General features: G+C 66.0%; 21 protein-coding genes and 1 pseudogene. 9 read left to right on the forward strand and 13 right to left on the reverse strand.

The features are described 5' to 3' along the window. Positions 1-172: 172 nt before the first annotated feature. Entirely contained in the window at positions 173-1,090 is a 918-nt protein-coding gene (locus GFY24_RS37845; protein ID WP_228567053.1) for an IS3 family transposase, read from the forward strand. A 328-nt stretch (positions 1,091-1,418) separates the two neighbouring features. Here the strand turns inward: GFY24_RS37845 and GFY24_RS37850 are convergent, their stop codons facing one another. From GFY24_RS37850 to GFY24_RS37870, 5 genes are all read right to left on the reverse strand, one after another. After that, entirely contained in the window at positions 1,419-2,573 is a 1,155-nt protein-coding gene (locus GFY24_RS37850) for a hypothetical protein (protein ID WP_153809941.1), read from the reverse strand. Between the two features lie 1,385 nt (positions 2,574-3,958). After that, on the reverse strand, positions 3,959-4,297 hold the full coding sequence (locus tag GFY24_RS37855; protein ID WP_153809942.1) for a helix-turn-helix transcriptional regulator: 339 nt from the start codon (positions 4,295-4,297) through the stop codon (positions 3,959-3,961). Then, positions 4,297-5,373 (reverse strand): tyrosine-type recombinase/integrase, encoded by a 1,077-nt coding sequence (locus tag GFY24_RS37860; protein WP_228567054.1) that lies wholly within the window; start codon positions 5,371-5,373, stop codon positions 4,297-4,299. The genes GFY24_RS37855 and GFY24_RS37860 overlap by 1 nt, the downstream gene beginning before the upstream one ends. Before the next feature lie 165 nt (positions 5,374-5,538). Next, the gene (locus tag GFY24_RS37865) at positions 5,539-6,180 is read right to left on the reverse strand and encodes an RNA ligase family protein (RefSeq protein ID WP_153809944.1); all 642 of its coding nucleotides are present in this window, start codon (positions 6,178-6,180) and stop codon (positions 5,539-5,541) included. Between the two features lie 137 nt (positions 6,181-6,317). Then, entirely contained in the window at positions 6,318-6,641 is a 324-nt protein-coding gene (locus GFY24_RS37870) for a RidA family protein (RefSeq protein WP_153809945.1), read from the reverse strand. A gap of 71 nt (positions 6,642-6,712) precedes the next feature. Here GFY24_RS37870 and GFY24_RS37875 point away from each other — a divergent pair, with 71 nt between their 5' ends. Then, a complete protein-coding gene (locus tag GFY24_RS37875; protein ID WP_309231832.1) occupies positions 6,713-7,261 on the forward strand; it encodes a CoA transferase in 549 nt (182 codons plus the stop codon). Here the strand turns inward: GFY24_RS37875 and GFY24_RS37880 are convergent. Together GFY24_RS37880 and GFY24_RS37885 are read right to left on the reverse strand one after the other, a co-directional pair. Continuing rightward, positions 7,227-8,438 carry a cytochrome P450 gene (locus GFY24_RS37880; RefSeq protein WP_153809946.1) on the reverse strand — a complete coding sequence of 404 codons (1,212 nt, stop codon included), beginning with the start codon at positions 8,436-8,438 and terminating at the stop codon, positions 7,227-7,229. The two genes, GFY24_RS37875 and GFY24_RS37880, sit on opposite strands and share 35 nt — an antisense overlap. Positions 8,439-8,736: 298 nt before the next feature. Further along, positions 8,737-9,504, reverse strand: coding sequence for a TetR/AcrR family transcriptional regulator (locus GFY24_RS37885; RefSeq protein WP_194853176.1), 768 nt, complete (start codon positions 9,502-9,504; stop codon positions 8,737-8,739). A 160-nt stretch (positions 9,505-9,664) separates the two neighbouring features. On the opposite strand from GFY24_RS37885, the gene GFY24_RS37890 reads away from it, so the two are divergent. Next, entirely contained in the window at positions 9,665-11,116 is a 1,452-nt protein-coding gene (locus GFY24_RS37890; RefSeq protein WP_153809948.1) for an MFS transporter, read from the forward strand. Positions 11,117-11,177: 61 nt separating this feature from the next. Here GFY24_RS37890 and GFY24_RS37895 read toward each other — a convergent pair whose 3' ends face one another. The 5 genes from GFY24_RS37895 to GFY24_RS37915 form a co-directional block, all read right to left on the reverse strand. Further along, complete coding sequence (locus tag GFY24_RS37895; protein WP_194853177.1) at positions 11,178-13,979, reverse strand: helix-turn-helix transcriptional regulator; 2,802 nt, start codon at positions 13,977-13,979, stop codon at positions 11,178-11,180. Between the two features lie 333 nt (positions 13,980-14,312). Then, the gene (locus tag GFY24_RS37900) at positions 14,313-16,679 is read right to left on the reverse strand and encodes an FAD/NAD(P)-binding protein (RefSeq protein ID WP_153809950.1); all 2,367 of its coding nucleotides are present in this window, start codon (positions 16,677-16,679) and stop codon (positions 14,313-14,315) included. A 15-nt stretch (positions 16,680-16,694) separates the two neighbouring features. Further along, the gene (locus GFY24_RS37905; protein ID WP_153809951.1) at positions 16,695-18,461 is read right to left on the reverse strand and encodes an ABC transporter ATP-binding protein; all 1,767 of its coding nucleotides are present in this window, start codon (positions 18,459-18,461) and stop codon (positions 16,695-16,697) included. After that, entirely contained in the window at positions 18,458-19,348 is an 891-nt protein-coding gene (locus GFY24_RS37910; protein WP_309231825.1) for an ABC transporter permease, read from the reverse strand. The genes GFY24_RS37905 and GFY24_RS37910 overlap by 4 nt, the downstream gene beginning before the upstream one ends. Before the next feature lie 3 nt (positions 19,349-19,351). Next, positions 19,352-20,335, reverse strand: coding sequence for an ABC transporter permease (locus GFY24_RS37915; RefSeq protein WP_309231826.1), 984 nt, complete (start codon positions 20,333-20,335; stop codon positions 19,352-19,354). A gap of 123 nt (positions 20,336-20,458) precedes the next feature. On the opposite strand from GFY24_RS37915, the pseudogene GFY24_RS37920 reads away from it, so the two are divergent. From GFY24_RS37920 to GFY24_RS37930, 4 genes and pseudogenes are all read left to right on the forward strand, one after another. After that, positions 20,459-20,992, forward strand: a pseudogene (locus tag GFY24_RS37920) (hypothetical protein); the annotation flags it as partial. An 88-nt stretch (positions 20,993-21,080) separates the two neighbouring features. After that, positions 21,081-21,557: a hypothetical protein gene (locus tag GFY24_RS37925; protein WP_153809952.1), complete on the forward strand. Its 477-nt coding sequence runs from the start codon at positions 21,081-21,083 to the stop codon at positions 21,555-21,557. A gap of 9 nt (positions 21,558-21,566) precedes the next feature. Then, positions 21,567-21,722, forward strand: coding sequence for a hypothetical protein (locus GFY24_RS41435; RefSeq protein ID WP_194853178.1), 156 nt, complete (start codon positions 21,567-21,569; stop codon positions 21,720-21,722). A gap of 57 nt (positions 21,723-21,779) precedes the next feature. After that, complete coding sequence (locus GFY24_RS37930; protein WP_309231827.1) at positions 21,780-22,694, forward strand: 2-hydroxyacid dehydrogenase; 915 nt, start codon at positions 21,780-21,782, stop codon at positions 22,692-22,694. A gap of 34 nt (positions 22,695-22,728) precedes the next feature. On the opposite strand, the gene GFY24_RS37935 is transcribed toward GFY24_RS37930, so the two are convergent. Next, complete coding sequence (locus GFY24_RS37935; RefSeq protein ID WP_153809953.1) at positions 22,729-23,382, reverse strand: hypothetical protein; 654 nt, start codon at positions 23,380-23,382, stop codon at positions 22,729-22,731. Positions 23,383-23,578: 196 nt separating this feature from the next. Here GFY24_RS37935 and GFY24_RS37940 point away from each other — a divergent pair, with 196 nt between their 5' ends. Both GFY24_RS37940 and GFY24_RS37945 read left to right on the forward strand, forming a co-directional pair. Further along, complete coding sequence (locus GFY24_RS37940) at positions 23,579-24,526, forward strand: undecaprenyl-diphosphate phosphatase (RefSeq protein ID WP_153809954.1); 948 nt, start codon at positions 23,579-23,581, stop codon at positions 24,524-24,526. A gap of 23 nt (positions 24,527-24,549) precedes the next feature. Continuing rightward, positions 24,550-25,425: a hypothetical protein gene (locus GFY24_RS37945; RefSeq protein ID WP_153809955.1), complete on the forward strand. Its 876-nt coding sequence runs from the start codon at positions 24,550-24,552 to the stop codon at positions 25,423-25,425. Positions 25,426-25,429 lie beyond the last annotated feature (4 nt).

Below are 25,429 nucleotides of genomic sequence, written 5' to 3' on the forward strand. Positions count from 1 at the left end.
GCAGGATCGCTGCCGCCGAGGTCCACGGGGAGAAACCTCTGGACGCGGCCGAGCGCGCGGAGTTGCTGCGGCTGCGAAAACAGGTCGCCGAGCTGGAGAAAGACAACTCTTTCTTGGTAAAAGCTTCGGCGTATTTTGCCGCGATGCAGAAGAATCGGCCCGGTTCGATCTGATGGTGAAGTACGCCGGCCCCGACGACATCGCCGAAACCGCCGGTACCGAAACCCCTGAGGGACAACGGTTTTCGCTCACCCGGATGGCACGACTGCTGACCGTTTCCACCTCCGGCTACTACCAGTACTGCAAACGCAGGGCGGCAACGGTTTTGACGCCCCGCCAGCAGCGGCGCGCGGATCTGGAAGTGAAGATCACCCAGGTGCACGCCGACTCCCGTCGCACCTACGGGGCACCACGGATCACCGCCGAGCTGCGCGAGCAGGGTGAGCTGGTCACCGAGAAGACCGTCGCCAAGATCATGGCCTCGATCGGGCTCGAGGGCATCAGCCCGCGCACGTTCAAAGTCCGCACTACCGTGGTCGACCCGACAGCGTCGTTCCCGGCGGATCTGGTGGACCGCGTCTTCGACCAGGGCCGCGTGGACGCGGCGTGGTTCACCGACATCACCTACCTCACGTGCGGTGAGGGGGACATGTACTTGTGCGCGATCCGTGACGGGCATTCCCGGAAAGTGTTGGGCTACAGTATCGCCGACCATATCGGTGCCGACATGGTCACCGAGGCCATCGAATCCGCTGTCTCCGCCCGCGATGGCCTGTGTCGTGGCACGATCCTGCATTCCGATCGTGGCGGCGAGTTCACCGCGCACCTGACAGCGAAAGCATGTTCAAGGTACGGGTTGCGGCGATCGATGGGCGCGACCGGGATTTGCTGGGACAACAGCCCAGCGGAATCGTTCTGGTCGAGTTTCAAGCACGAGGAGTATTACCGGCACGTCTACGCGAGGAAAGCCGAACTCGTTGCTGCGGTTGACAACTGGATCAGTTTCTACAACACTGTCCGGCGGCACTCAGCGATCGGGATGCAAAGTCCCGACACCTTCGAACGCTCACTTCGAGCGACTGCCGCCTGAAACTCGTAACTCCCCTGTCCACCATTCGGGGGGAACCTCACACTGGCCATGTGCAGCGATGGGAACCTCGGACGTCCCGTAACCCCACCGTCAAGGCTGAACGCGGTTAGCAAGACCTCGAATCGAGAATGCGCTCCCGCCTCACCGACCCGCAGAACACACACGAGCAGTTGATGGATGGGTTTCCAGCTCACGGACAAATACGGATCGCGGACACACTCGATCCGCGATCACCTCAATGGATCGGCAGGTTGAACCTACTTCCAGCAGAATCTGATACTGATTGCGCCACAAGTAGTTCCGTGTCAACCACACGCTGTCGGCTATATCAAGGATGCGTTCGACCGTCTGCACCGCGCCGCCGACCGATGAGGTCGGCAGCGTAGGCATCCGAGGACGATTCGGCATGTTTGGTCCAGCGGACTGCGGTGGTGATCGATACTCCAAGTAAGTCGCTGAGAGCTTTAGGAGGCATTGCGGCGGCATTGTTCATCAGGGCGGTGTTCCGGCCAGCTCGTGCAGGTACACCGAGCACGCGCAGTCGTCTCGCCAGCGCTTCTGGATGCAACGCGGCGCCAGGCAAACCTCCCGGAAAAAGCCACCGATGACTGTCGATATGCCCGAGCGATGCCTTGCCACGACGCGTCGTTACCAGTTCAACCAATAACTCGTCGAGCGGAGCGGGAGCTTCCAGCGGGCGCCGCCCCAAATGCAATCCGACACCCTCTGCCGTTAACGTGACATCGTCGATGGTGAGCTGGACAATCCGGCTGGCGCTCTGCCCATAGAGAAGCACCAATAGACCGGCAACACGGTCGGTCGTCGAGATCGTATTGTCGTGTAGCAGCCGCCGAGCGAGGTGCCACCGCTGATCGCCCTCACCGAACACCGTCCGCTGCGCCGATTCAGGACGTAGCCCGATAGCTAGCTTCCCGACGTATCCGCGCTCCGTGCACCAGGTGACGAATAAGCGTGCTCGATACGGCATGTGCCCACCGCATAAGCACCATTCATCCAGGTCGGCCTGCGTGCAGTCGCGCAGACCACGGCCCCTATCGTGCAGCCATGCCATCAGTTTTATCGCACTCTTGACCTCCCCGCGGATACTCGCCACTGCAGCGGGCGTCGTTGGCGTTTCGGCGCGGCGCAAGCGGGCCAAATGTGTCCAGGTGAGATAGCCGCGAAGAATCAGTCGCTCATCGGGATCCTCGACCTCACGAAATCGGTCCTCGGACCAGCGTATCAAGTTGTCCAAGTGCCGATCATGCTCCGGCAGAACACCATTGGCGATAAGCAGCTGTCGCAGATACCGTGCCGGGCGGGTTGGCACAAGACTGTTGATGGTTTCATGGGTGACCGGCCCGTCGGCTAAAGCAAGCCTGGCCAACATCGCCGTCGTGCTTTGCCGCAGTAACCAATTCAGCAATGTGGTCGCGTCACTAGCACACAAGGCTCGACGAACTGGTTCGAGCGCTTCGGACACCGTCCCATCAGGGCCTGCCAACGCAGCCTGAAGGAGCTTCGGGGCGACGCATCGGGTACACAAACCATGGAGCCGCCAGGCGAGAGCCCCGCAGTTGTCGCAGGGCCTCCAGTACTCCGGTTCAGTCTTGATACAGGTCCAGCACAATGCGCCATCGGTTATCCGACCGCTCACGGGACGGACACGCCCGCACCGACAGCAGGGCTCTCGCCGACGAGCGCAGTTGGCGCACAGAGGTTTTCCGCTGGCGTTGCGGCTGCTGATCCTGCGATCCTTGCCACACATGACACACAGCGCGGTTCGAGTGCGTTGGTAACAGTTCGGACATCGCGGATTCGAGGTATCTGCACCCCCGCAGCGCTTATGCACCCGGCAAACAGAACAGACCGCGAATGGCATCTTTCGACAGTCATAGCAAACTGGATTCCCACCGCGACGGGTGGCGATAGCAACGAATCGCCCGCAGTCTGAGCAGAAACCGTGGTTGAACTCTGCCCGCCGCGTGCACTTCTCACACAGCGGTTTCCCCTCATGGGTTCGTGCGGCAATTGGCCGCACCGCACCACAGCGCGCACACGTGGTCGCCCGAGCCTCCGCGTAGCAGGAAAGGCAGCATGGCTGACCATTTCGCCGTGACCCTAGCTTTCGGACCTTTCCGCAAAATTGGCATCGCGGCGCCACCACACCCTCGACCCCATGCTGTACCAGAACAGTCACGAGGCGCCGGACCATCGCCGAACCGGATATCGCCTCTCCGACAAGCAACTCCGGCCTGTCCTGCAGATCCCACGCCACCTGGCGTCGCCGCGCCTGCTGGCGCACAGTGCGCTCGATCAGGTCACGCAGCATCGCCGTGTCGGTTCGCGGGCTGATCGCGACGATCGTCTCGACAATGAGCTGGACATGATCAATACCGGAGTCCGGTGGACACATCTCACACCGCGGTTGCCTCTGTCGATCATAGGAACGCGGTATCAGCACACGGCCGCATACGGTGCACGGCCGTGGCGAAAATACACCTTTAGCCCTGTTGTCGCAGGTTACACAACGCCGGAAACCGTTCTTATCATGTGCACTCATCCGTTTCGTGGAATCACCACAGTTGGGACAACACGGTGCGACTACAGTCACCGCGCCGCGTGTGCGAAGGGCTCGAATCAGCTTGTCCACCATCGGTGGTCCCTCGGTCCGTCCCGAGGTAAGCAGAGAGGGCGTGTCTTCAAGTACTCTGGCCAGCTTGCGTCGACCAGCTCGGCTCGTGACTACCTCTTCTACGACCGCAGCGATGACGGAGGAATCCAGATCAGGCTCTACACGACAGACCGTGCGGACAATCACACCGACTGGATCAGTCATGTGCTGAGGCTCCTCGGCGGAGTCCGCACTCATCGCTCGCCAGTGATGATCCGGGCACGCTTGGGTCTGAATGCGCCTACACCAGCATCTGAATTCTCGTCTCCGGCAGCCTTGTTCCGACGCGCCGTCGAAGCGACCGTCACCGGCTGAATCAGCTCCTCCATCGCACAGCCAAGGATATCCATAAGCGCCACAAGCGTTTTCAAACTCAACCGCTCCGGCTTGTCGACGACCAGCCGATACACTTGACTGTCGGATAACTCGATCCCACGCTCGGCCAACTTCGGGCGCAGCTGGGTTGTCTGAAACATACCAGCCTGCGCCATCAGCTCACGCAGGTTCCATTTGTAGTCCAACCTCGCGCTCATCAGGCCTCCGATTCCTGGGTCTCGAACGCCCTGCTCAAGGCATTGGCCATCATCGTGTTCATGAAGTCGCCACTTACACCGGTATAGACCGCCGTTGTCGATGCAAATCTATGGCCGACTTGTTCTTGCACAAACCTCGCATCGACCCCGTCTTCGATTTGGTGGGTCACATGACTGTGGCGCAGGCAATGTGGCACCAGCGTCTCCTCCAGATTCAAAGCCGTTCGGTAGTCGGCGAAGCGCTGAGCGATGTGCCGCGGCGTTACCCGGCCGCCCCGTTCGGTCAACCACACCGCAGGATGATCATCGAACCCATAGCAGGGGCGAATATTGCCGAGATAGTCCTCAACCGCTTCGACGATCCACGGCATCACCGTGTGTACCGTGCGCCGCCTCGGCGGGCTCCCCTTCGACGCCTTACCCCAGCGGATCTCGAGGTTGCCGAAACGACCCAATTCCGGTGCTTTCGGATTGCGGAACCAGTCGACCACGTCCAGTCTCGCCGCCTCCCTCGCCCTGAGGCCATAGGCATAGATTACTTTGAACAGCGTTGCGTCTCGGTAGGCCGCCAGTACGCCCTTACGCCGGCGCCGCATCGCGACCTCCACCTGGTCGTCGGCATAGTCGAAGAACCTCTGCAGCTCCTGCCGCGTCATCGGGCGCCGCTCCGCAGGGCCCTCGTAATTGACCAAGTGCGCCAGGGTATTCCATTCGAAACAGACCTGGATCGGATACGTGCCGAATCTACGCTCACACTCATCCGCCCACCCATACTCTGGGCGAACGAGGAACTCGCAGAACAACTTCACCGCATTCTGGTAGTTGCGGACCGTCGACTTCGCCCTTTTGCGGCAACTAACCAGTTCGACCATCCACTCATCTACATGGGACGGCGTCCAGTTCCACGGATACTCGTTGGTATAGGCGATGAACCGCTGCACGACGCCCAACCCGCCCCGGACATACGAGCCGCTCAAACCGCGACCGCCAATCTGCTGCGCTTCCCAACCACGCAGCATCGCTTGCAGCACTGCATCTTCCGGCCGCAGTAGCGCCACACCATCGACCAGCTCCATACGAGCCGAACCCGGCACCGGTCCACCTGCACGTCGCCCCATCCGGCTCCCATCATAGGATGGTCGAATCATGCATCAGATGACGGATTCTTGGCAAGTGCGCAGGCAGGAACGGGTCACGTGCAGCGTGTGGGTGTACAGTCGTCAACGCAGCATCAAGGCGTTTCAAATCTGACGTTCATGCATTCGTTGCAATTCTGCGCGGAATGTCCAACCGGCAACCACGACTTCGGTATTCAGCCGAAACGGGGTTTTGATCCAGGCGGGTGAGCGGCGGCCGGGAAGGTAGACCGAATCGGCGCGCTTGGAGACGATGCCCTCGAGCCGGTGTTCACGAGCCACCTCCAGCAACTTTTCGGCATCCGTATCGAGCCAGTGCGGCGGGGCGGAAAGTGGTGTAGCGAAGGCCAATTCGGTGAGTATTTCGCGGCGGATCAGATAGGTCTCACGCATGGTGTCGCGATCGTCCAGCGTGAGCACATCGAAGGCGAAGAGCCGCACCGGAACCTCGCCGATCAACTGCCCGGTGGGGCGTGCCACGTGCATGCGGCGTTGCAGCCGGCCGAAGGACGGCGCGCCGTCGGCCTCCGGTGCCACTATCTCGCCGTCGAGAATCAGAGATCGCTTACCCGCCAACGCCTTCAGCGCCATCACGAGCTCCGGATAGGAGTCACCCACCTGATTGCCGCTGCGGCTGTAGAGCGCGCACTCCCCCGCCGTGCACACCGCGATGATTCGAACCCCGTCCCACTTCATCTCCACCGCCCACCCCGGCTCGTCCGGCGGTACGCCGCCGATCGCGAGCATGGGGGCCGGAACTCCTTGGCGGGGCCACGCCACGGCGCCCGCTACCCGTGCAGACAATCGGGCAATAGGGACATGCCGGGGAGTTTGCCTAACAATTGCCAATTCGAGCGGGTGGCTCGCCGTGAGCGACCGCTTCGTTACCGCGCGACTCGGCGCGGGGCCAGGGCGATGGCCTCGACCTCGATCTGCCAGTCGGGCTGGGCGAGCGCGGACACCTCCAGCAGGGTGTCGGCGGGGTAGGGCTCGGTAAGGAATTCGGCGCGCAGGGCGATCACCTCGGACAGGTTGGCAGCCATATCGCGGACGAAGATGCCGACCTCGACGATATCGCCGAGGCTCGCACCCGCGGCGGCCAGGACGGTTTCGACATTGCGAAAAGCTTGACGGCCCTGCTCCAGGAAGCCGCCGGGGACCGTGCGGCCGTCTGCGGTGAAACCGGCCTGGCCGGAGACATAGATCATCCCGTCGACGGTGATCGCCTGGGAGATGCGGTGTATTCTTCGCCAACCGCAGGCCCGGATATCTCGAGCGGATCGGGCTCACCGCGGAGCGGGCCGCGGCGGTGCGGCCGGGCATCGTGCACGCCACCGTCTCACTCAATGGCGAGCACGGGGTGTGGGCCGATCGCGTGGGATTCGACCAAACCGCGGGCTGCCTCACCGGGCACATGTTTCTGGAGGGCGAGCCGGATACGCCGGCGCTAGCACCGATCGGGGTGGTCAACGACTACATCGTGGCGTGGTTGCTGACCGCCGGGATCGTCGAAGCACTGTGCCGCCGCGCGGTGCACGGCGGCAGTTACCGTGTCCACGTGTCACTGACCCGGGCCGCGTGGCGGATTCGCGGCATGGGCCATTTCGATCGGGATTACGCGCGCGAGATCGCCGACAGCGACGGCGCGCACGCGTGCCGGACACCGGCGACCTTCACCGCGGACACTCCGCTCGGCAGATATCTGGGGGTCACTGATCAGGTGCGCATGTCGCGCACACCCGGGCACTACCGGACCGTATTGGTCCCGCGCGGATCCGCGCGCCCGCAATGGCTCACGCCGGAACCACCCGGACCGGCAGCTCGGTGATCCCGGTGAACTGGTATGAGCGCAAACGCGGTGCGGGACCGGTGATTTCGATGCTGCCCAACTTCTCGGCGAGGGTCTGGAACATGATCTCGATCTCGGTCACGGCCAAATGCTTGCCGATGCAGAAGTGCGGGCCGCCGCCACCGAAGCTCACGTGCGGATTCGGATCCCGGCCGATATCGAAACGATCCGGGTCGGTAAAGACGGTCTCATCGCGATTCGCCGACACCAGGTGCGCCATGACCTTGTCGCCCTCGCGGATGAGCTGGCCGCCGAGTTCGGTGTCGGCGGTGGCGGTGCGACGGAAGACCTTGGTGGGACTCACCCAGCGCAGAATCTCCTCCGCCGCGCTGCGGGCCAGACCGGGATCGGCCCGCAGGCGGGCCCACTGGTCGGGGAATTGGGCGAACGCCTCGACCCCGCCCGCGATCGAGTAGCGGGTGGTTTCGTTGCCGGCCACCGTCATCAGGATGAAGAACGCCTGGAATTCCTCGTCGGTGAGTTGATTGCCCTTGTCGTCGGCCTTGACCATGCGGGTCACGGTGTCGTCCATGGGGCAGCGGCGGCGGGCCTCACCCAACTCCGAACCGTAACCGGACATATTGACCACGGCTTGCCGAGTGGCCTCCGCACCGCCGTTCTCGTGATCGGTCTGTCCCGCGATGGCGCGGGACCATTCGAAGATCTTGTGCCGGTCCGAGCGCGGAATGCCCATCAGTTCGGCGATCACGATCAGCGGCAACTCCGCCGCCACCGTCGGGACCAGATCGAATTCGCCCAGCGCCAAAGCCTTTTCGACGATCTGTTCACATTCGGCGGCGATGCGCGGGCGCAGCTGCTGCACGGCGCGCGGGGTGAATCCGCGATTGACCAGCCCGCGCACCCGGGTATGCCGGGGCGGATCCTGATGGATCATCATGCGGCGCTGCACCTCGATGGCGACCTCGTCGAACTCCTGGGGCTGTGAACCCTTGCGCTCGGAGGAGAACAGTTCGGGCTGGCGCGCGATGGCCACCACGTCGGCGTGCCGAGTGATCGCCCAATGCCCTTGCGGCACTTCGGGATCGGCATTGCGATAGACAGGGGCCTGCGCGCGCAGCAGGGCGAAATCACCGTAGGGCGGACCGTCGAGATAGCGTTCCTGATCGAAGACATCGATGCTGTCGAGAGTGGTCAACGGAGTGACTCCTTCGTAGATCCATGGGAAGCGCCGCCTTCCGCAGATTACGGACGTGGCCGGGCGGCAAATACCCCTAAGGGCACCGCGGACGGCCCCTAACGAAGGCGTTGCGCGACAGGGGAATAGGGGCTGTCACCGCGGCGCCGGGCCGGAAGGATCAGGCTGGACCAGCAGCGCGATTGCTCATCGACAACCAAAGTTGTCACCCCCGACCGTGCGATCCCACGGGTCCAATGAGGCGCCCGCTACGGCTCACAACCCTTTGGTCGACAACCGACATTGTCACCCAAAGAGTTCAGTCGACCGGGTTCGGCCAGCGCTTACGGGCCGCTTGACGGCTGATGCCCAGGGCACGACCGATGTCGCCGTAGCTGGCCCCGGACGCGAGTGCCGCACGGGCGCGTTCGTCGACCCGCTCCGCGGCGGCGCGTTGTTCGACATCGGCCCGGGCCAGGGCATCCAAGGCAGAGCAGGGTTCGGGGCGTTCGGCGGGCAGCCCCTCGGTGACCAAGGGCCGCAGGCATGGGCCGAGGAGTTCCACCAGGCGCTCGGCCGGGGCGTCGGCGACACCCGGGATATGGACCATATAGCGGGCGACCAGCACTCCCAGGACCAAGGTGCCGATCAGCACTGACCGCAGTTCGGCGTCGCGACCGGCCAGGACCCGGGTCCACGGGCTGGTCTCCGGGTTCACGATCGCGCAGCGCACCGCATGCGCCGCTTCGGGGTGGGTGAGCATCGAACGCAGCACCGGCATGGTCCGGTCTTCCTTGCGGTCCACATCGGCCAGCGCGTGGCGCAGCAGGCGCTCACCGAGCTCTTCCGGGGGGCCTTCCAGGGCGTCGTCGATGGTCTCGGGAATGCCCGCGACCGTCTCGAAGAGCGTGTTCTTGGTACCGAAGTGCTGCATGACCAGGGCCGGATCCACACCGGCCCGCTGTGCGATGGCCCGGATCGTGGTCTCGACATAGCCGCGCTCGGCGAAGAGTTCGCGGGCGGCGTCGTGGATCTGCTGGCGCGACTGCAGGCGGCGCTCGGTGCGACTCGCCGGAACGGTGCTCATTTCCTGAAGCGTCATGAAATCCTCGCTCAACACCTGTAGACGAAATGATCGGTTGTATCTATGCTGATTTCGAGCATACAAGCGTAGAGCAGAGCGCAGTGTCGCGCCGCGAGCTCGACCCGTCGCAAACTCCCCCGGCATCTTCCGAACGGACAATCGTATGACCAGCCAAGAAACGCAGTCCGACGCTGCGACCACACCGCCCATCGAGGAACCCGCGGCGAAAACCCGTGCGGCCCGGCGACTTACCATCACCCTGGGCGTCATCGTCACGTGCCAGCTCATGGTTTCGGTGGACAGCAATGTCGTCAATATCGCGCTGCCGGAGATCCAATCCGGGCTGAGCATGTCCGCGCAGGCGCTGGCGTGGGTCTTCAGCGCCTACTCCCTCGCATACGGCGGGCTGCTGCTGCTCGGGGGCCGGGCCAGTGACATTCTCGGTCGCCGCCGCATGTTCGTCTGGGGCCTGTCGCTGGTGGTCATCGCCTCGATCCTGGGTGGTATCGCCCCCAACCAGGGCCTGCTCATCGCCGCGCGCGCCCTGCAGGGCGTCGGGTTCGCGTTCGCCGGACCGGCCGCGCTGTCACTGATCGCCGCCACCTTCGCCGAGGGACCGCACCGCGCCCGCGCGCTGGCCGTTTTCTCCATGGTGACCGGATTCGGCATCACGCTCGGATTGATCGTGGGTGGCGTGCTCACCACCTTGAGCTGGCGACTGGTGTTCTTCATCAATGTGCCCATCGGCGTCGTCACGGTGGTGCTCGCACAGCTCTATCTCACCGAAACCCAGAAGCATCCGGGCAAATTCGATCTGCTCGGCGCGATCCTGTCCACCGCGGGCATGGTCGGCATCGTCTACGGATTGACTCGCGCCTCCACCGAGGGCTGGTCCGATGCCGTGTCCTGGGCGGCCTTCCTCGCGGGCGTGGTGCTGCTGGCGGTGTTCGTCTTCGTCGAACGCCACGCCGAGCAGCCGATCGTGCCGCTGCGACTGCTCAGCCAGCGGGTGCGGGCCGGAGCGTACCTGAGCTTCGTACTGCTGATGATCTCGATGGGCGGCACCTACATCCTGCTGTCGCTGTACGTCCAGAACGCGCTCGGCTTCAGTTCCTGGCAGGCCGGTTTGGCGTTCCTGCCCATGGCCGTGGTGCAGTTCTTCGCGGCGCGGCGGGCGCCGAAACTCATCGCGCGCTTCGGCCGTAGACCGGTGCTGATCACCGGCGTCGTCCTGATGGGACTGGAGGCGATCTGGCTCTCGACCACCACCGCCTCCAGCAGCTACCTCACCGGCATCCTCGGCCCGTTCATCCTGCTCGGGGCCGGACTCAGTTTCGCCTTCGTCACCCTGAACATGACCGTGCTCGGCGGGCTCGAACCGCGCGATATGGGCGCGGCCTCCGGATTGCTGCAGGGCACCCAGCAGGTCGGGCTGTCGCTCGGGGTGGCCATCCTGACCACGATCTACCAGTCGAGCCAGCACGACGATCATGGGCGCGAGGCGCTCGCGCACGGACTCTCCACCGCCGTAGTCGCGGCCGTGGTCGCCTGCGCGCTGGCCCTGGTGGTCAGTATGTTCGTGATCAAGGTGCCGAAACAACCCGCGACCACCTGAGACGACCGGGCCCACGAATAGACCGAAGCGGCTGGGCCCCTTCGGTTTTCGGCCACCGATCTCAGGCCGCCCCGCGCTGGCCCAGACCGATGCCGGCGAGCAGTCCCGCATCGGCCAGGTGGGCGGCGAGGTCGCCGCGACCCTTGACACCCAATTTGCGATAGACATGCGTCAGATGCTGTTCCACCGTGCTGACCGTGATGTATAGCTCGGCGGCGATCTCCCGGTTGGTACGGCCGTTGGCGGCCAGCAATACCACACGGCGTTCGGCGGCGCTGAGGATATCGGCCTTCTCGGCGCCCGGCGACGGGGCCAGGGATACGGGTTCGACGGCACGACGACCGGAGTTCAGGCGGTCCACCAGCGGGGTCAGTCCGTGGTCGGCGGCGATCCGGCCGGCGCGGTCGGCCGCCGAGCGGGCGCGCCGAGGCTCACCGAGCAGGATCTGTGTTTCGCCGAGATCAGCCAGGGCATAGGCCAATTCGACGGGTTCGGCGGAGTCTTCCAGGGATTCGATCGCCCGCGTGAGCGTGTCGCGGCGCACGGTCGGATCGAATTCCGTCGCCGCCAGCGCACGTAACGCGATGCCGTGAGCGCGTGGGGAAAGCGTTGCGGCTCTCGATATCTGCTCGGCGGCCAAGGCCGCGGCTTCGTCCCGTTGCCCCAGCCCCAGCAGCGCCCGCACGGCATCGGCACGCCACGGCAGGAAGGTCGGCTGATCGATACCCCATTCGCCCATCAGCCGCCCGCACGTTCGCAGATCGTCCAGGGCGGCCCGGTACCGGTCCGCCGCGAGCAGACGGCGGCCGCGGGCGTACAGGTACTGCACCCCGTAGGTCGTGTCGAACATGGCATCGGGCAGTTCCAGCAGGCAACCGTCCGCGGTCTGCCAGTCGCCCAGTGCGGTGGCGGCCACCATCACCTTCGACAGGACAAAGCCCAGGGCCATACCCCACGCCGAGCGCGGCAGCAGGCCCAGGGCCGCAAGTCCGTCCCGGCGCGCGCCGGTCATATCGCCACGCCGCCAGGCGATATCGGCCCGGGTGGCGGTGAACAGGGCCTGCCAGGTCGGTGCGCGCCGTTCGACGGACTCGCGCAGCAGGGCCGTGCACCAGTGCGCGGCGAGATCGGTGCGTTCGGCGTGGGCCAGCGCGAACAGCGCGGACACAATCGAATTCAGCGAGCCGCCGTCGAGAGTCGTTGTCCGCAAAAGCCATTCGGCGGTCGGCACGGTATGGTCGGTCGGTCCGGTCTCGAGCACATCGGCGAGCAGGGCGGGACCGCGCACGAATCGGTTGGCAACCACCGCCACCTGCGCCCCGTCGGACAGTTCGGTGGGATGACCCGCGCTGGACATCAGGCCGGGGTGGGTCGACCGCAACCAGACCCGCACGGCGAACAGGTCCGCGGCCGCGTGATCCTCGAGCCGGTCGGCGGCGTTGTCGAGTTGTCGGAGAATGACTTCCGCCTCGACCACGCGCCCCTGCCAGAGCAGCGGACGCAGCAGGCCGATCATCTCGTCGCTGTCGACCGTATCCGCGCGCACGGCGTCGAGCACGATCGCCAGTTGCGCGCGAGCGATATCGCAGGTGCTGCGATGGCCGACGTGGATGCCCAGCACCGCGACCGAAACCTGTTGCGCCGCAGTCGTGGATATGGACCCGGCGAGTCTGAGGGCTTTGGCCGCGAACTCCCGGTCGTCACGGTCGAGCGCCTCGCGCACGGTGCCCAGCAGCACTTCGAACGCCCACGGGTGCGGTGCGGCTCCGGCCGCGACCAGGTGGATGCCGACGCGGTGCGGGTCCGCGGCGTGGTTGTGCAGCAATTCCGCTGCACGAGTGTGTAGTTCGGCACGGTCGGCCGCGGCAAGTTCACGCAGCACGGCGGCCCGGGCGGCCGGGTGCCGGAACCGCCGATCGTCCAGCAGACCGGCCACGTTCATGGCGGCGATGACTCCGGCGGTGGTTTCCTCATCCTCGCCGATCAGTTGCGGAATCACCGATACCGCGCCCGACTCCCCCAGTATCGCAAGCCCTCTCGCCACTTTGAGGAAGCAGGCGCCGCCGCGGTGCAGACAGGCCAGCGTCGCCCTGGCGAACTCCGGGCCCGCCGCCGGTTCATCCCGCTGCCCGGTCGGCGATCCGCTGTCCGCTATGAGGGCCTTGAGCAGGAATGGGCTGCCGCAGGTGAGGCGGTGCCACGCCTCGGCGCGATGCGTCTCCACCGGGATTCCGGCGTGGGCGGTCAGCATTTCGCGGACACCGTCGGAGGTCAGCGGGTCGGCGCGCAGCAACCGAAAGCGAGGCTGGCGCAGCAGTTCGGTGATGAGCACCGCACGCTGCTGATCCGCCGAGAGCGGAAGGTCGGTGCGGGTGGCCACGATCATGACGCGCGCCGACCGCACCCGGTCGCCGAACCAGAGCAGGGTGTGCAGTGATGCGAGGTCGGCGTGCTGTAGATCGTCGACAATCAGGACCACCGGGGCACGCTCGGCCAGCCGGTGCAGGGTGGCCCACAGTTCCTGCTTCGCGTGATTTCGCAGCAGTGGGGTGCCATCGCCGCTGGGGTCGGGCAGTCGTGCGGCGCTGTCGGACAGCAGGCGTCGAATCCGTTCCAGCCCATGGCGATCGGACAGACCGATGAACAACTGCTGGAGAATGCCGAAGGATTGGTCGCGTTCATGCCGCGAACCGACCGCTTCCAGCACTGTCGCGTCCTCGGCGCGCAACCGGTCGGCGAATACCTTGAGAAGTTCGGTCTTTCCGCTTGCGACCTGTCCGGTGATCAGCGATATTCCACCGTTCCCGGCGATACACTGTCGATAGACTTCGTCAAGAGCGGCGATCTGTGATCCGCGTTCCATAAACACGTGAAACCCCCCGCATTTCATCCCGAGAGATGCGATCGATGTTCACAGAACACCGTTGTCCTGCCAGATTCCTTGGCGCTCAGTCCCTTTCGAATCTTCGTGATCCGTCGCGGGACAACGCGGAATTACGCATCCGGGGGCGTGCGCATTCCAGTGGAATGCGATCCGACCCGAACGACGGAATTGAAGTTGTCCTTATAACCCAATCATAACGGACCACAGGACCGAATGCTGGGCGCAAACCCGTTGAGCGCCTGCGTAAACGACCGAATCCAGCAACCATCATGGGTTGCTGGATTCGATTCACGCAGATTCGAACGTCGACCGTCAGCCGGAGACCATTCGGCTCGCCTCGGTCTCGGCACCGAAGACCACGCGGGCGAGGTCGGGCCGGAACTCGATGTACTCGTATTCGACGCCGTCGGCGTGGCGGGCGAGGAAGCCGCGTCCGGCCGGGCCATCGAAGGGTTGCAGGGTGATCTCCGCGCCCGCGGCCTCGACGAGGGCCAGGACCGCGGTCAAATCGTCGACGATGACCGGGCCGACCGTGCCACGGTAGCGGTCCATGGCCTCCTCGCTGCCGGTCAGCACACAGAAGTCGCCGATCAGGCCGATATCGAAGCGGCCGAAGGCGACGCGCAGATCGGGATCTCGGCCGACCAGGGTGCGAAGTGTCGTCACCGTGCCATCCAGATCGCGAGTCAGGATGCGGGCGTGTGTTTTTCGGATCAGGGTCAAAGGTTTCTCCTTGCGCTGGTGTCGGATTCGAGTACTCGGCGGGGTCTCCTGAAGCAGCCGCAGCACCTGTCGGGCGACCCGGTCGTTCTCCCGGAAGCCCAGCGCATTGGTGCGCGGTTTGCTGAACGCGCCCGCGATACGCAGGCTGGTGTGCGGGCCCAACGCGAACCGCCGAGGGTGCACGACGCCGTCGGCGTCGAACAGTTGTCCGTCGATGCCGGAGGTATGGATGCGGCCGGTATCGCGGCGGGACAGATCGAGAATGAGCTTCTCCGCACCGAGTTGGCCGCGGCGATGCATGGCGCGCACGATCGGGTTGGTGGTGTGGGCGACATCCGCGCCGGGCAGGCGGGCGTCGATCAGGGTGGTGGCGGTGACCGCGCCGAGCACTTTGCGACTGCCGCCGACGAACAGGCCCAGCGATTCGTCGGTCTCCACCCACATGTCGGGGCCGATGAGCGACACCACCCCGGCCTGTTCCAGTGCCAGCAACTCGACCAGGCGGACAGGTGGCGGCCCGCTGCCGAGATAGCTGAAGAAGCCGAACCACCACCCGTCCACGTCCTCGAGTTGCGAGGTCGGATCGAGTTTGCCGCTGCCCACCACGCGCGGCAGTTGCCGGAACACCGAGAGCACACCGCCGAGCGCACCGAGGTCGGCGCTGAAGGCGGGGTCGCGGCAGTGGTCGAGGATGTCGCGGATATGGCAGCGCACGCGCGCCGCCATATCGTCGGCTTCGGTGGCGTCGACTCGGCTCAGGGGCTGGTCCAGTTCGAGCACGTCGAGTCGGTCGCGGGGGAAGGGCACGGCCTTGTCGACGAGTCGGCGGAGTTCGGCACTGCCCCAGTCGAGTTGGGCGTAGTGGGTGGCGAAGTCCTCGAACCGCATATGCACGCGATCCGGGTGCGCGCCGAACAGTTCCGTGTAATACCCCCAGCCGATTTCCTTGGCGATGAGGGGCCACAGATCGGGCCAGAAGCGGATCGGGCCGGGTCGCTCGATGAGGGCATCGATCTCGGCGAGACCGAAGAAGCGCGGGAATTCCGCTGTCGGACCGCGCAATTGATAGGAGGGTTTGGGCCGGTACGGGACTCCGCGCCGGGAACCCAGGTGCAGTCGGGGTTCCGCGCCGGAGGGACGATAGACGAGGTTACCGTCGGCAGCGGTGTCGAAGCGTCCGCCGCGACCCTCGGTGAGCAGCGTGATCAGATCGGTTGCCGCCAGCCCGAAGCCGCGAACCAGAACCGATTCCCCGGGTTCGACGGTCGAGAAATCGGTGTCGGCGGTGTAGGCGGGCGGAAAGTACCTGCGGCCGTGGCGGTCCGCGAATCCGGTCAGGGCCTGTCCCGCGGCGTCTGCCTCCGAATCGAGGTGCCCGACGGCCAGCACCACGACATCCACCGGCAGCGGGTTCGGGTCGTCGCGCAGCCACACCAGCTGCTCACCGGCCGGGCCGTCGGTGAGATCGACCGCCTCGCTTCGATGCAACCGCACGTCGACGGTGTCCGGACGGCCGTCGAGGACGCGCTCGTAAAACCAGCTCAGATACGCGCTGTGCAGTCGGCGGGTGTGGAAGCTGGCCGAGTTCGACTGGCGCAGTTCACTATCCAGGCTCGGGTCGATGGTCACGGGGAGGGTGCGGTCCCGGACCTGTTCGACCCATTCGGCCAGGGTCGGTCCCGGTCGGATCGGACCGTCGCACTGCACCGTGTCGTCGGTGAAGATGGTGACATCGGCGGCCCTGGAGTTCATCAGCAACAGCGGCGACTGCGCGTGCCGCCAGACCCGCCCGGCGCCGGGCGGGTACGGGTCGACGAGGTGGACGGTGACGGGCCGGTCGCCGAGCAGCTCCGGCGCGCTCGCGCAGATGCGCTCGAGCACACCGATTCCTTTGGGTCCGGCGCCGACGATGGCGACGGCACACGGACGGGTCCCCGGCAGGGAATGTGAAGGCATACGAACTCCGCTGAATCAGCCCGGTATCGAGAGTGCTCGATCCGCGTGCTCGGACGACGCGACGGGGCGCACCGCTGCGTGGTCGCCCGGGCGCACCGTCACGGCGGCGAGCAGCTCCCTGGTGTAGGGGTCGTTGGGTTGTGCGAACACCCGGGTCGCCGCGCCCTCTTCCACGACGCGGCCGTCCTTCATCACCAGAATCCGATCGCTGAGGTGATGGATGACGCCCAGATCATGGGAGATGAACACCATCGCGACGCCGAGTTCGTATCGCAGGTCGCTGAGCAGGTCCAGGATTTGCGCCTGAATCGATACGTCCAAGGCCGAGACCGGTTCATCGCAGACCAGCACTTCGGGCCGGGCCGCGAGAGCTCTTGCGATGCCTACCCTTTGGCGCTGGCCGCCGGACAGTTCGCGCGGGCGGCGGTCGAGCACCGCGGCGGGCAGTCCGACCTGGTCGAGCAGTTCGCGCATGCGGGTCAGTCGAGGCCGTCCGCGTGGCACGCCGACCTGTGCGGTCGCCTCGGCGAGGATGCGAGCCACGCTCAGCCGCGGGTCGAAGGAACCGAGCGCGTCCTGGTGGATCGGTTGCATCCGGTGCCGCAGCGGTCGCCGGTCCCGTTCGCGGGCATGGCTCCACGGTCGGCCGTCGAAACGCACGGTGCCCGAATCCGGCTGGGTGAGACCGAGCACGATGCGGCCGGTTGTCGTTTTGCCGGAACCGGATTCGCCGACGACGCCGAGTACTTCGCCGGCGGCCAACCGGAAGGACACCTCGCGCACGGCATCGTGCCAGCCGCCGCCGGGCAATCGGTAGCGCTTGGAGATGCGGTCGACTTCGAGCAGGGTGCGGGCGGCGGGACGAGTCTGCGCGGCCTCGGCCGGGCGGGTATCCACAATGGGTTCGCTACGGGTCCCGGTTGGCTCGACCGTGGCGTCCGGCGCATCCGGCGATCGCGTATCGGTCGGGTGCCAGCACACGAAGGCATGCCCCGCAACGGTTTCCGTAGCCTCCGGCAATGTCCGTACACACTCTTCGGTGACATGCGGGCAGCGCGCGGTGTAGGGGCATCCATCGGGTTCCGGGGCCGGGCCGGGCGGTGCGTCGATCGAGAGGCGGGTGCCGCGACTGCGGCCGGTGGGTACCGCGGCCAGCAATGCCCGCGTATAGGGGTGGTGCGGTGCGCGCAGGATCTGTTCGGCCGCACCGTGTTCGACGATCCGCCCGCCGTACATGACGGCCACCCGGTCGGCGAGCCGGGACACGACGGTGAGGTCGTGACTGATGAGCAGGATCGACATGCCGCCGGCGCGCAACTCGCGCAGCAGATCCAGGACGCGGGCCGCGACCGTGGCGTCCAGCGCGGTGGTCGGTTCGTCGGCGAGCAGCAGTATCGGATCGGCGGCAATGGCCGAGGCGATCAGCGCGCGCTGTCGCAGGCCCCCGGACAGTTCGTGCGGATACTGCCGGGCGCGGCGCGCGGGCTCGGGCACACCGACACCGGCCAATAGTTCCAGGACCGTGCGCCAGCCGGATTCGTCGAGATCGCGCAGGTCGGACCCCGCGAAGTTCAACCGCGCGGCGGTGACGGTCGCGCCGGTGCCCGCCAGTCCCATGAGGCTGCGGGCGGTGACGCTCTTACCGGATCCCGATTCGCCGATCAAGGCCAGGCACTCCCCCGGCGCGACGTCGAACGAGACGTCGTGGACGACCCGTGTCCGATCGGCGCCGGTTCCGAAGCTCACGTTCAGTCCTTCGACCTCGAGCAGCGTCCCGCTCATAGCGCGCCCCGTCCGGTCAACCGCACCCGCACGGTGCGGCCGAGGACGTTGACCGCGATCACCGTGCCGGTGACCGCCGCCCCGGGGAACACCCCGACCCACCAGGCGGCGGCGAGAATATCCTTGCCCTCGGACAGCATCGAACCCCATTCAGGTTGTGGCGGTTGGATTCCCAGGCCCAGGAAGCTCAGCGCGGACGAATACAGCAGTGCGGTCCCGAAACCCAGGGGCGCCATCACCAGCAGTGACCCGAGGGCATTGGGCACAATGTGCCGTGCGATGACCGTGACGCGGGGCAATCCGAGCATCGTGGCGGCCTCCACATAGCCGGAGTGGCGGATCGCCAGTGCCTCGGAGCGGACCAGTCGCGCGTACAGCGGGATGAACGCAATGGCCACGGCCACCGCGATATTCGTGGTTCCCGCGCCGAGCGCCGCGATCACCAGCAGCGCCAGCAGCAATGGCGGCAGGGCCAGCAGCACATCGGTGGCCCGCATGAGCGCCTGGTCCGCGAAGCCGCCGCCGAGCGCCGCCAGCAGCCCCACCACGGTCCCGGCGACCACGGCGAGCAGGGTGGCCGCGAACCCGAGCAGCAGCGCCGGGCGGGTGCCGTAGAGCACGCGCGCGAACACGTCGCGACCGAGCTGATCGGTGCCGAACCAGTGCGCGCCGCCCGGCCGCAGCAGGGCGTGATGGACGTCGGTGGCGGTGGGCGCGTAGTCCGTGAACCATCCGGGCGCGATCGCGATCAGCACGATCAGGCCGAGCACGAACGCGGCCGCCACCGTCGGGGCGGTGAGCGCCGCTCGAACAGACGAAACACGCTGCGGTAAACGTGATTTCAGCGCATCGCCCGATGGGAGCGCGGAGGCGGTCAGATCGGTCACGGGTCAGCCTTCGTTGGTGCGGATACGGGGGTCGAGGGCGGCGTGCAGGAGGTCGACGATGGTCGAAGCGGCCACGAATACCAAGGCGGACAACAGGATCACGCCCATGACGACCGGCATGTCCCGGCTGGTCACCGCCTGCAGTACGAGCGCACCGATACCCGGCCGCCCGAATACCGTCTCGACCGGGACGACGCCCCCGAGCAGGGTGCCGATAAGCCAACCGGTCAGCGTGAGCAGCGGCGCGGCGGCGTGCCGGAACGCGTGCCGGAGCCGAACCTCTGCCTCGCCGAGCCCGCGCGCCCGTGCGGTGACGATGAAGGGCTGCGACAGCGCGGCCTCGAGTCCTTCACGCAGCACCTGCGAGAGCATGCCCGCGATGGACAGCGCCAGCGTCACAGCGGGCAGCACCAGCGCGGCCGGGGTCTGCGCCCCCGCCACCGGGAAGATCTTCAACTGGAAGGAGAACACGGTCAGCAGGAGGATCCCAACCCAGAATTGCGGTGCCGAGGTCACGGCCAGCTCCGCGGTGGAGACGCTCGCGCGTAGTATCGGCCGCCGTCCGGCTGTCGCGACGGCGGCGATGACGGCGAGCACCAGCGCCAGCGCCAGCGCGCTGACGGCCAGCTCCGCGGTCGGCCGCAGCTGCGTCACGATCAAGGTCGACACCGGTTTCTGCAGTTGGTAGGACGTACCCAGGTCCCCGTGTACGAGCATGTTCAGATAGCTCAGATACTGGGCGAGCACCGGCCGATCGAACCCGTAGTCGGCACGGACCTGCGCCCGCAATGCCGGTGACGCCGAAGTGCTCGGCCCCAGCAGCCAATCCACCGGATCACCCGGCAGCAATTGCAAGGCGGCGAAACCCAGTGTGGCGGCACCGAATACGACGACAAATGCCCCGGCCAGTCGTTTGGCGAGCACCATCGCGATCCGGAGTAGTACGCCGACGCCGCCCGTCTCGGTCCGTTCCGAGCCGAGAGCCACCGGAAGTGACCGTGTCCCAGTCGTATCCGAATCCACCATGGTCAGGCCTTCCACGCGTCGTAGAACAGCTGCCAACCGGTGGGGTCGAAGCCGAGGCCGTGGACCCGTTTGCGGTAGGCGTTCAACGGTGTCTTCGAGATCAAGGCAGTCGATGGCGCAGTCCTCGCCGGAACCGAATTGTCCTTCCGTGTCGACGATTTCCTCTTCCCGATCGAAGCCGCCATCACCGACCGCACCGCCACCCTGACACCGCGATTCGACCTCGCACACGCCCTGTACCGGCCCGTCGCCCTTCCCTACGAGAACCAAGCGCCATGGACGACCCCCTACGATCGCGAGGTCGCGGCATGGAGCCGCATGACCTCCACGATCGGAGCGGGCGCCACCTTGGGCACGCTCACCGGCGGCCTGCTCGGCGGCGCTATCGGCTGTGTCCTGGGTGGCATCGCCGGTGCGACGGTCGCCGCGGCCGCTATCGTCGGCCTCTTCGGCGCCTCGCTGCCCGCGGCGGCCATCGGCTGCCTCGGCGGGATAGCCGCAGTCGGATTCCTGGGCACGCTGGCAGGCCAACTCCTCGTGACGGCCCCCGTCGCGATCGCCGCTGCGGTTCAATACTTCACCACAATCAACCAGCCGATGCCGACACCGGCCAAGTAACCGACACCAGGTCGACAACGACCGGGTAAGCGCGGACAACACCCCGTCCTGCAGGTTAAAAGCGGGCAGGGCGGGGAATAGCCGCAATATGTTCACTATCATCGGGCTCATCGCGCTGGTCGCGGCCGTGGCGGTAGGAGTCGCGGGCATTGTGGCCAACAGCGGCGAAAGTCATACGCTCCCGGGCGGATTCACCGTCTTCGATCACGCCTACACCGGCTCCTCGGGCCTGCTGTTCGCCTATGGCATCCTCATCGGCGCCGTCGGCACCTGCGGGCTCATCATGCTGCTGGCGGGCACTTGGACCATGTCTCGGCGCGGGGTCCTCGCCCGCCGGGATCTGAGACAGTCGCGGCGCGAAATGGCAGCCGCGCGAAAGGAACTCGGCAAGGCGGTTGCCGCGCCGGTGGCCAAACGGTTCTCGCCGGTGCTGACGAAACCAGCCGCGGCCGAACCGGCAGCCAAACCCGCACCGGCCGCGCAGCGGCCGCAGTGGTCACTGAACCGCTTCCTGCACCGGCCGACGGCCGATACACCGGCCAAACCCGCAATAACCTCGAAATAGGAATTCGTCATGTTCGTTCTCGGACTCGTTCTGCTCGTTCTCGGCTGGCTTGTCGGCATCCCGTTGCTGAGCACCCTCGGCATTATCGTGCTGGTCGCCGGACTCGTGCTGTGGGCACTCCGCTCGCCGGGCCGTCCGGTCGGGAGTCGGCGCTGGTACTACTGACCGCACCCCGTCAGACGGCTCGCGACCGCCGCGAGGCCATCGGATACCGTCACCTCTGTGACGGTCACTGTGCTGGTACCCGATGATTACGGCCTCGCGGCGGTTTCGCGCCTGGAAGGGGCACGGGCCGTGCGGTTCCGGCTCGGGGAGGCGCTGCCCGACGGGGCGGAAGAGGCCGAGGTGCTGGTGCCCGGATTCCTGGTCGGGCACGAGGCCGTTCATATGACGTGGGAGCTGCCGAAGCTGCGGCTGGTGCAATTGCTGACCGCGGGGGCGGAGGCTTGGGTGGGGAGAGTGCCGGAGGGCGTGCAGCTCTCCATCGCGCGGGGTGCGCACGGGGCCAGCACCGCGGAGTGGGCGCTTACCGGATTGCTCACCGTCTACCGGGAATTCATCGAATTCGCGCAGGCGCAGCGGGAGCATCGGTGGACCCAGCATCACACGGATACGTTGTCCGGCAAGCGGATTCTGATTGTGGGCGCGGGCGATCTGGCGCGCGAGCTGGAACGCAAGCTGGTCGCGTTCGATGCCACCTGCGTCAAGGTCGGCACGCATGCGCGCGAGGATATTCGCGGAGTGGGCGAATTGCCTTCGCTGCTGGGCGATTTCGATGCCGTGGTCATGATGGTGCCGGTGACCGCCGCGACCACCGGCATGGTGGATGCCGAATTCCTGGCACGTATGACGGACGGCGCGATCCTGGTGAATGCCGCGCGCGGGCCGGTGGTACAGACCGATGCGCTGGTCGCCGAGCTCCAAACCGGCCGTCTGCGAGCGATTCTCGATGTGACGGACCCGGAACCCCTGCCCGCCGGGCATCCGCTGTGGGATGCGCCCGGTGTGCTCATCACCCCGCATGTGGGCGGTAGCAGCCGGGGCAGTCAGCAGCGCGGCTGGGCCATTGCCACCGAACAGATCCGCCGCTATCTCGCGGGCGCGGCGCCGGAGAACCTGGTGCACGGCGAATACTGATCTGCCCCAGTCGATCTCAGGGTGACCCGCCCGGCTACAGCGTATCCTTGCCGATCGGCCGGTTCATCATGCGCCACTCCCGCTCCAACCTGGCATTGCGCCGCGCGTCCAATACGGTCCCGGTAATCCATACCGATGCCGCTGCCGCACACCAGCTTTCGACCAGCACCGCCAACCCGGTCCCGATCCCCTCGGCTGCGGCCGCACCCGGTCGTGCGGGCTCGATGGTGGGATTCCCGTCACCGCCGATCCACAGCGGAACGGTACTCCCCGCGGCCTGCGGCCCGGTCACATCGATGGTCGCGGTAATGATGTGCCCGTCGTGATTCCATGTCGCGGGCGCCTGATACCGATCCTGATGCACCCCGTATCTATCGGCCGCCGGGAGCCGCTGCACCTCCCCCGTGAGCGTGGCGTCCACATGTTCCTTACCGGCGTCCTGCGCGGCTATCCGGGCCTGCGCCCCGGTGTAACTGACGGTCCCGATCGCCCCGGACACCGGGATCGCCACCGCCACGGCCACCGCCGCCAGCGCGCGCACCACCACCTCGACCCGATCCGAAACACGCATGAGCGGATTGGGATTCCACGGTCGCACGCGCCAAACCCGCATCGACGCAGCAGGACTCTCCGACACCTGGACCACCTCCTCCACAGCGTCGCGACTACCCGTTACATCGGTAGCCATACCACTCTGATACCCCTCGAAAAGCGGATTGTCCAGCGGGAACCGGTGAATAACTTCGCAGACCGCCGAGATCCGGCGATTTCACCGTCGCGCTCTCTCAGCGCCGTCACAGGCAGCGATCAGTAGGTTCACTCGCGATCCTCGCCACCGGCAACCACGCACCGACCGCATCGTCCCCAATCACGACAGGAAACGTATGGCCATCACGTATCTGGAATCGATCGTTGTCGGCGCACTGCAGGGGGTGAGTGAGCTCTTTCCGGTGTCGAGTCTCGGGCACAGCATTCTCATGCCGGCCTGGGTGGGCGGGCAGTGGGCGAAGGATCTGGATATGTCCGCCAAGGATTCGCCGTATCTGGCGTTGCTGGTGGCCATGCATGTCGCCACGGCGCTGGCATTGGTGATCTTCTTCCGGCGGGATTGGGTGCGGATTATCGGCGGGCTGTGGGATGTGCTGCGGACTCGCGAAATCCGTACGCCCGAAGCACGATTGGGTGTGCTGCTGATCGTCGCGACGATTCCCGTGGGGCTGGCGGGGTTGCTGCTGGAGAAGGCGGTGCGCAACTATCTCGGTACACCGATACCGACGTCGATCTTCTTGGCGCTCAATGGATTTGTGCTGCTGTCGGCCGAATTGTTGCGTACCCGTGTGAAAGTCGAAGCGGTGGTCACACCTTCCGGACGCGCCGCCGATCTGTCGTCGCAGGACACGGTGGTGCTGCCGATCGCCGATCCCGATCGCGCCTCCGATCTGCGACTGTCCCAGCTCGGTGTGAAGAACGCACTGCTGATCGGATCCGCTCAGATCGCGGCGCTCTTCCCCGGCATCAGCCGCTCCGGGAGCACCATTGTCGCGGGATTGTTCAAGGGTATGAGCCATGAGGATGCCGCCCGTTTCGCGTTCATGCTGGCCACGCCGGTGATTCTCGCCGCCGGTGTGCTCAAGATGCCGGAGCTGTTCAAGCCGGAGAATCACGACATTCTGGGTCCGGCGCTGGCGGGTTCGGTGGTCGCGGGCGTGCTGTCCTACATTTCGATCAAGTTCCTGACCGCCTACTTCGAGACCAAGACATTGACCCCGTTCGCGATCTACTGCCTGGTCGCGGGTATCGGCAGTCTCGTGTTCTTCAGCATCCAGGGCTGACACTGCTCGTAGGCTTGTGCGGTATGACGCTCGACGAGGTTGCGGCTGAGCTCTACGGGGTACCGCCAGCCGAATTCGTGGCGGCGCGGACCGAACGGGCGAAGCAGGCACGTGAGAGCGGGGATCGGGCGCTGGCGACGGCCATCGGCAAGTTGCGGCGGCCGACCGTGGCGGCCTGGGCGGTGAATCTGCTGGCGCGCGAGGCGGAGCAGGAGGTGCGGGCGCTGCTGAGTGTGGGGGACGCGCTGCGGGACGCACAGCGGCGGTTGTCGGGCGCGCAAATGCGGGCGCTGAGTACGCAGCGGCAGCAGGCGGTCAATGGGCTCACCCGTAAGGCCGCGCAGTTGGCGGCGGGTCATGGACAGCGGCTCACCGAACCGGCGCTTCGGGAGATCGGCAGCACTCTGCAAGCGGCGCTGGCCGATTCGCAGATCGGGGAGCAGGTGCTCGGCGGGACACTCAGTGCCGCCGCGAGTTATGAGGGGTTCGGACCGGCCGCGCTCGTCTCGGTGCCCCGTCTGCCCGCCGACGAAATCGATTCCGGGACAGCGGAAGACACCGGCAACGGGAAACCACCCGCTGGCACTTCAGGTGCGGCACAGCCCGATCCGCTGGCCGAGGCCCGCCGCGAACTCGATGAGACCCTCGCCGAGATCGAAACCGGCCGCGCCGCACTCACTTCCGCTCGAGCCGAGCATGCCGTCGCCGCCGCCGAGTTGACTCAACTCGAAGACCGCATCACCACCCTGCGCACGGAACTGACGCACGCCGAGGAGCAGCGCCGCTTCACCGCCTCCACCGAACGCTCCACTCGTGAGACGCTACGCCGCGCCGATCAGCATATGGACGCCCTGGAGCGCCGTGTGGAGCAGGCACGGAATCGACTCTCCCCCAACTGATCCC

The organism is Nocardia sp. SYP-A9097 (assembly GCF_009649815.1).
Lineage (GTDB): Bacteria > Actinomycetota > Actinomycetes > Mycobacteriales > Mycobacteriaceae > Nocardia.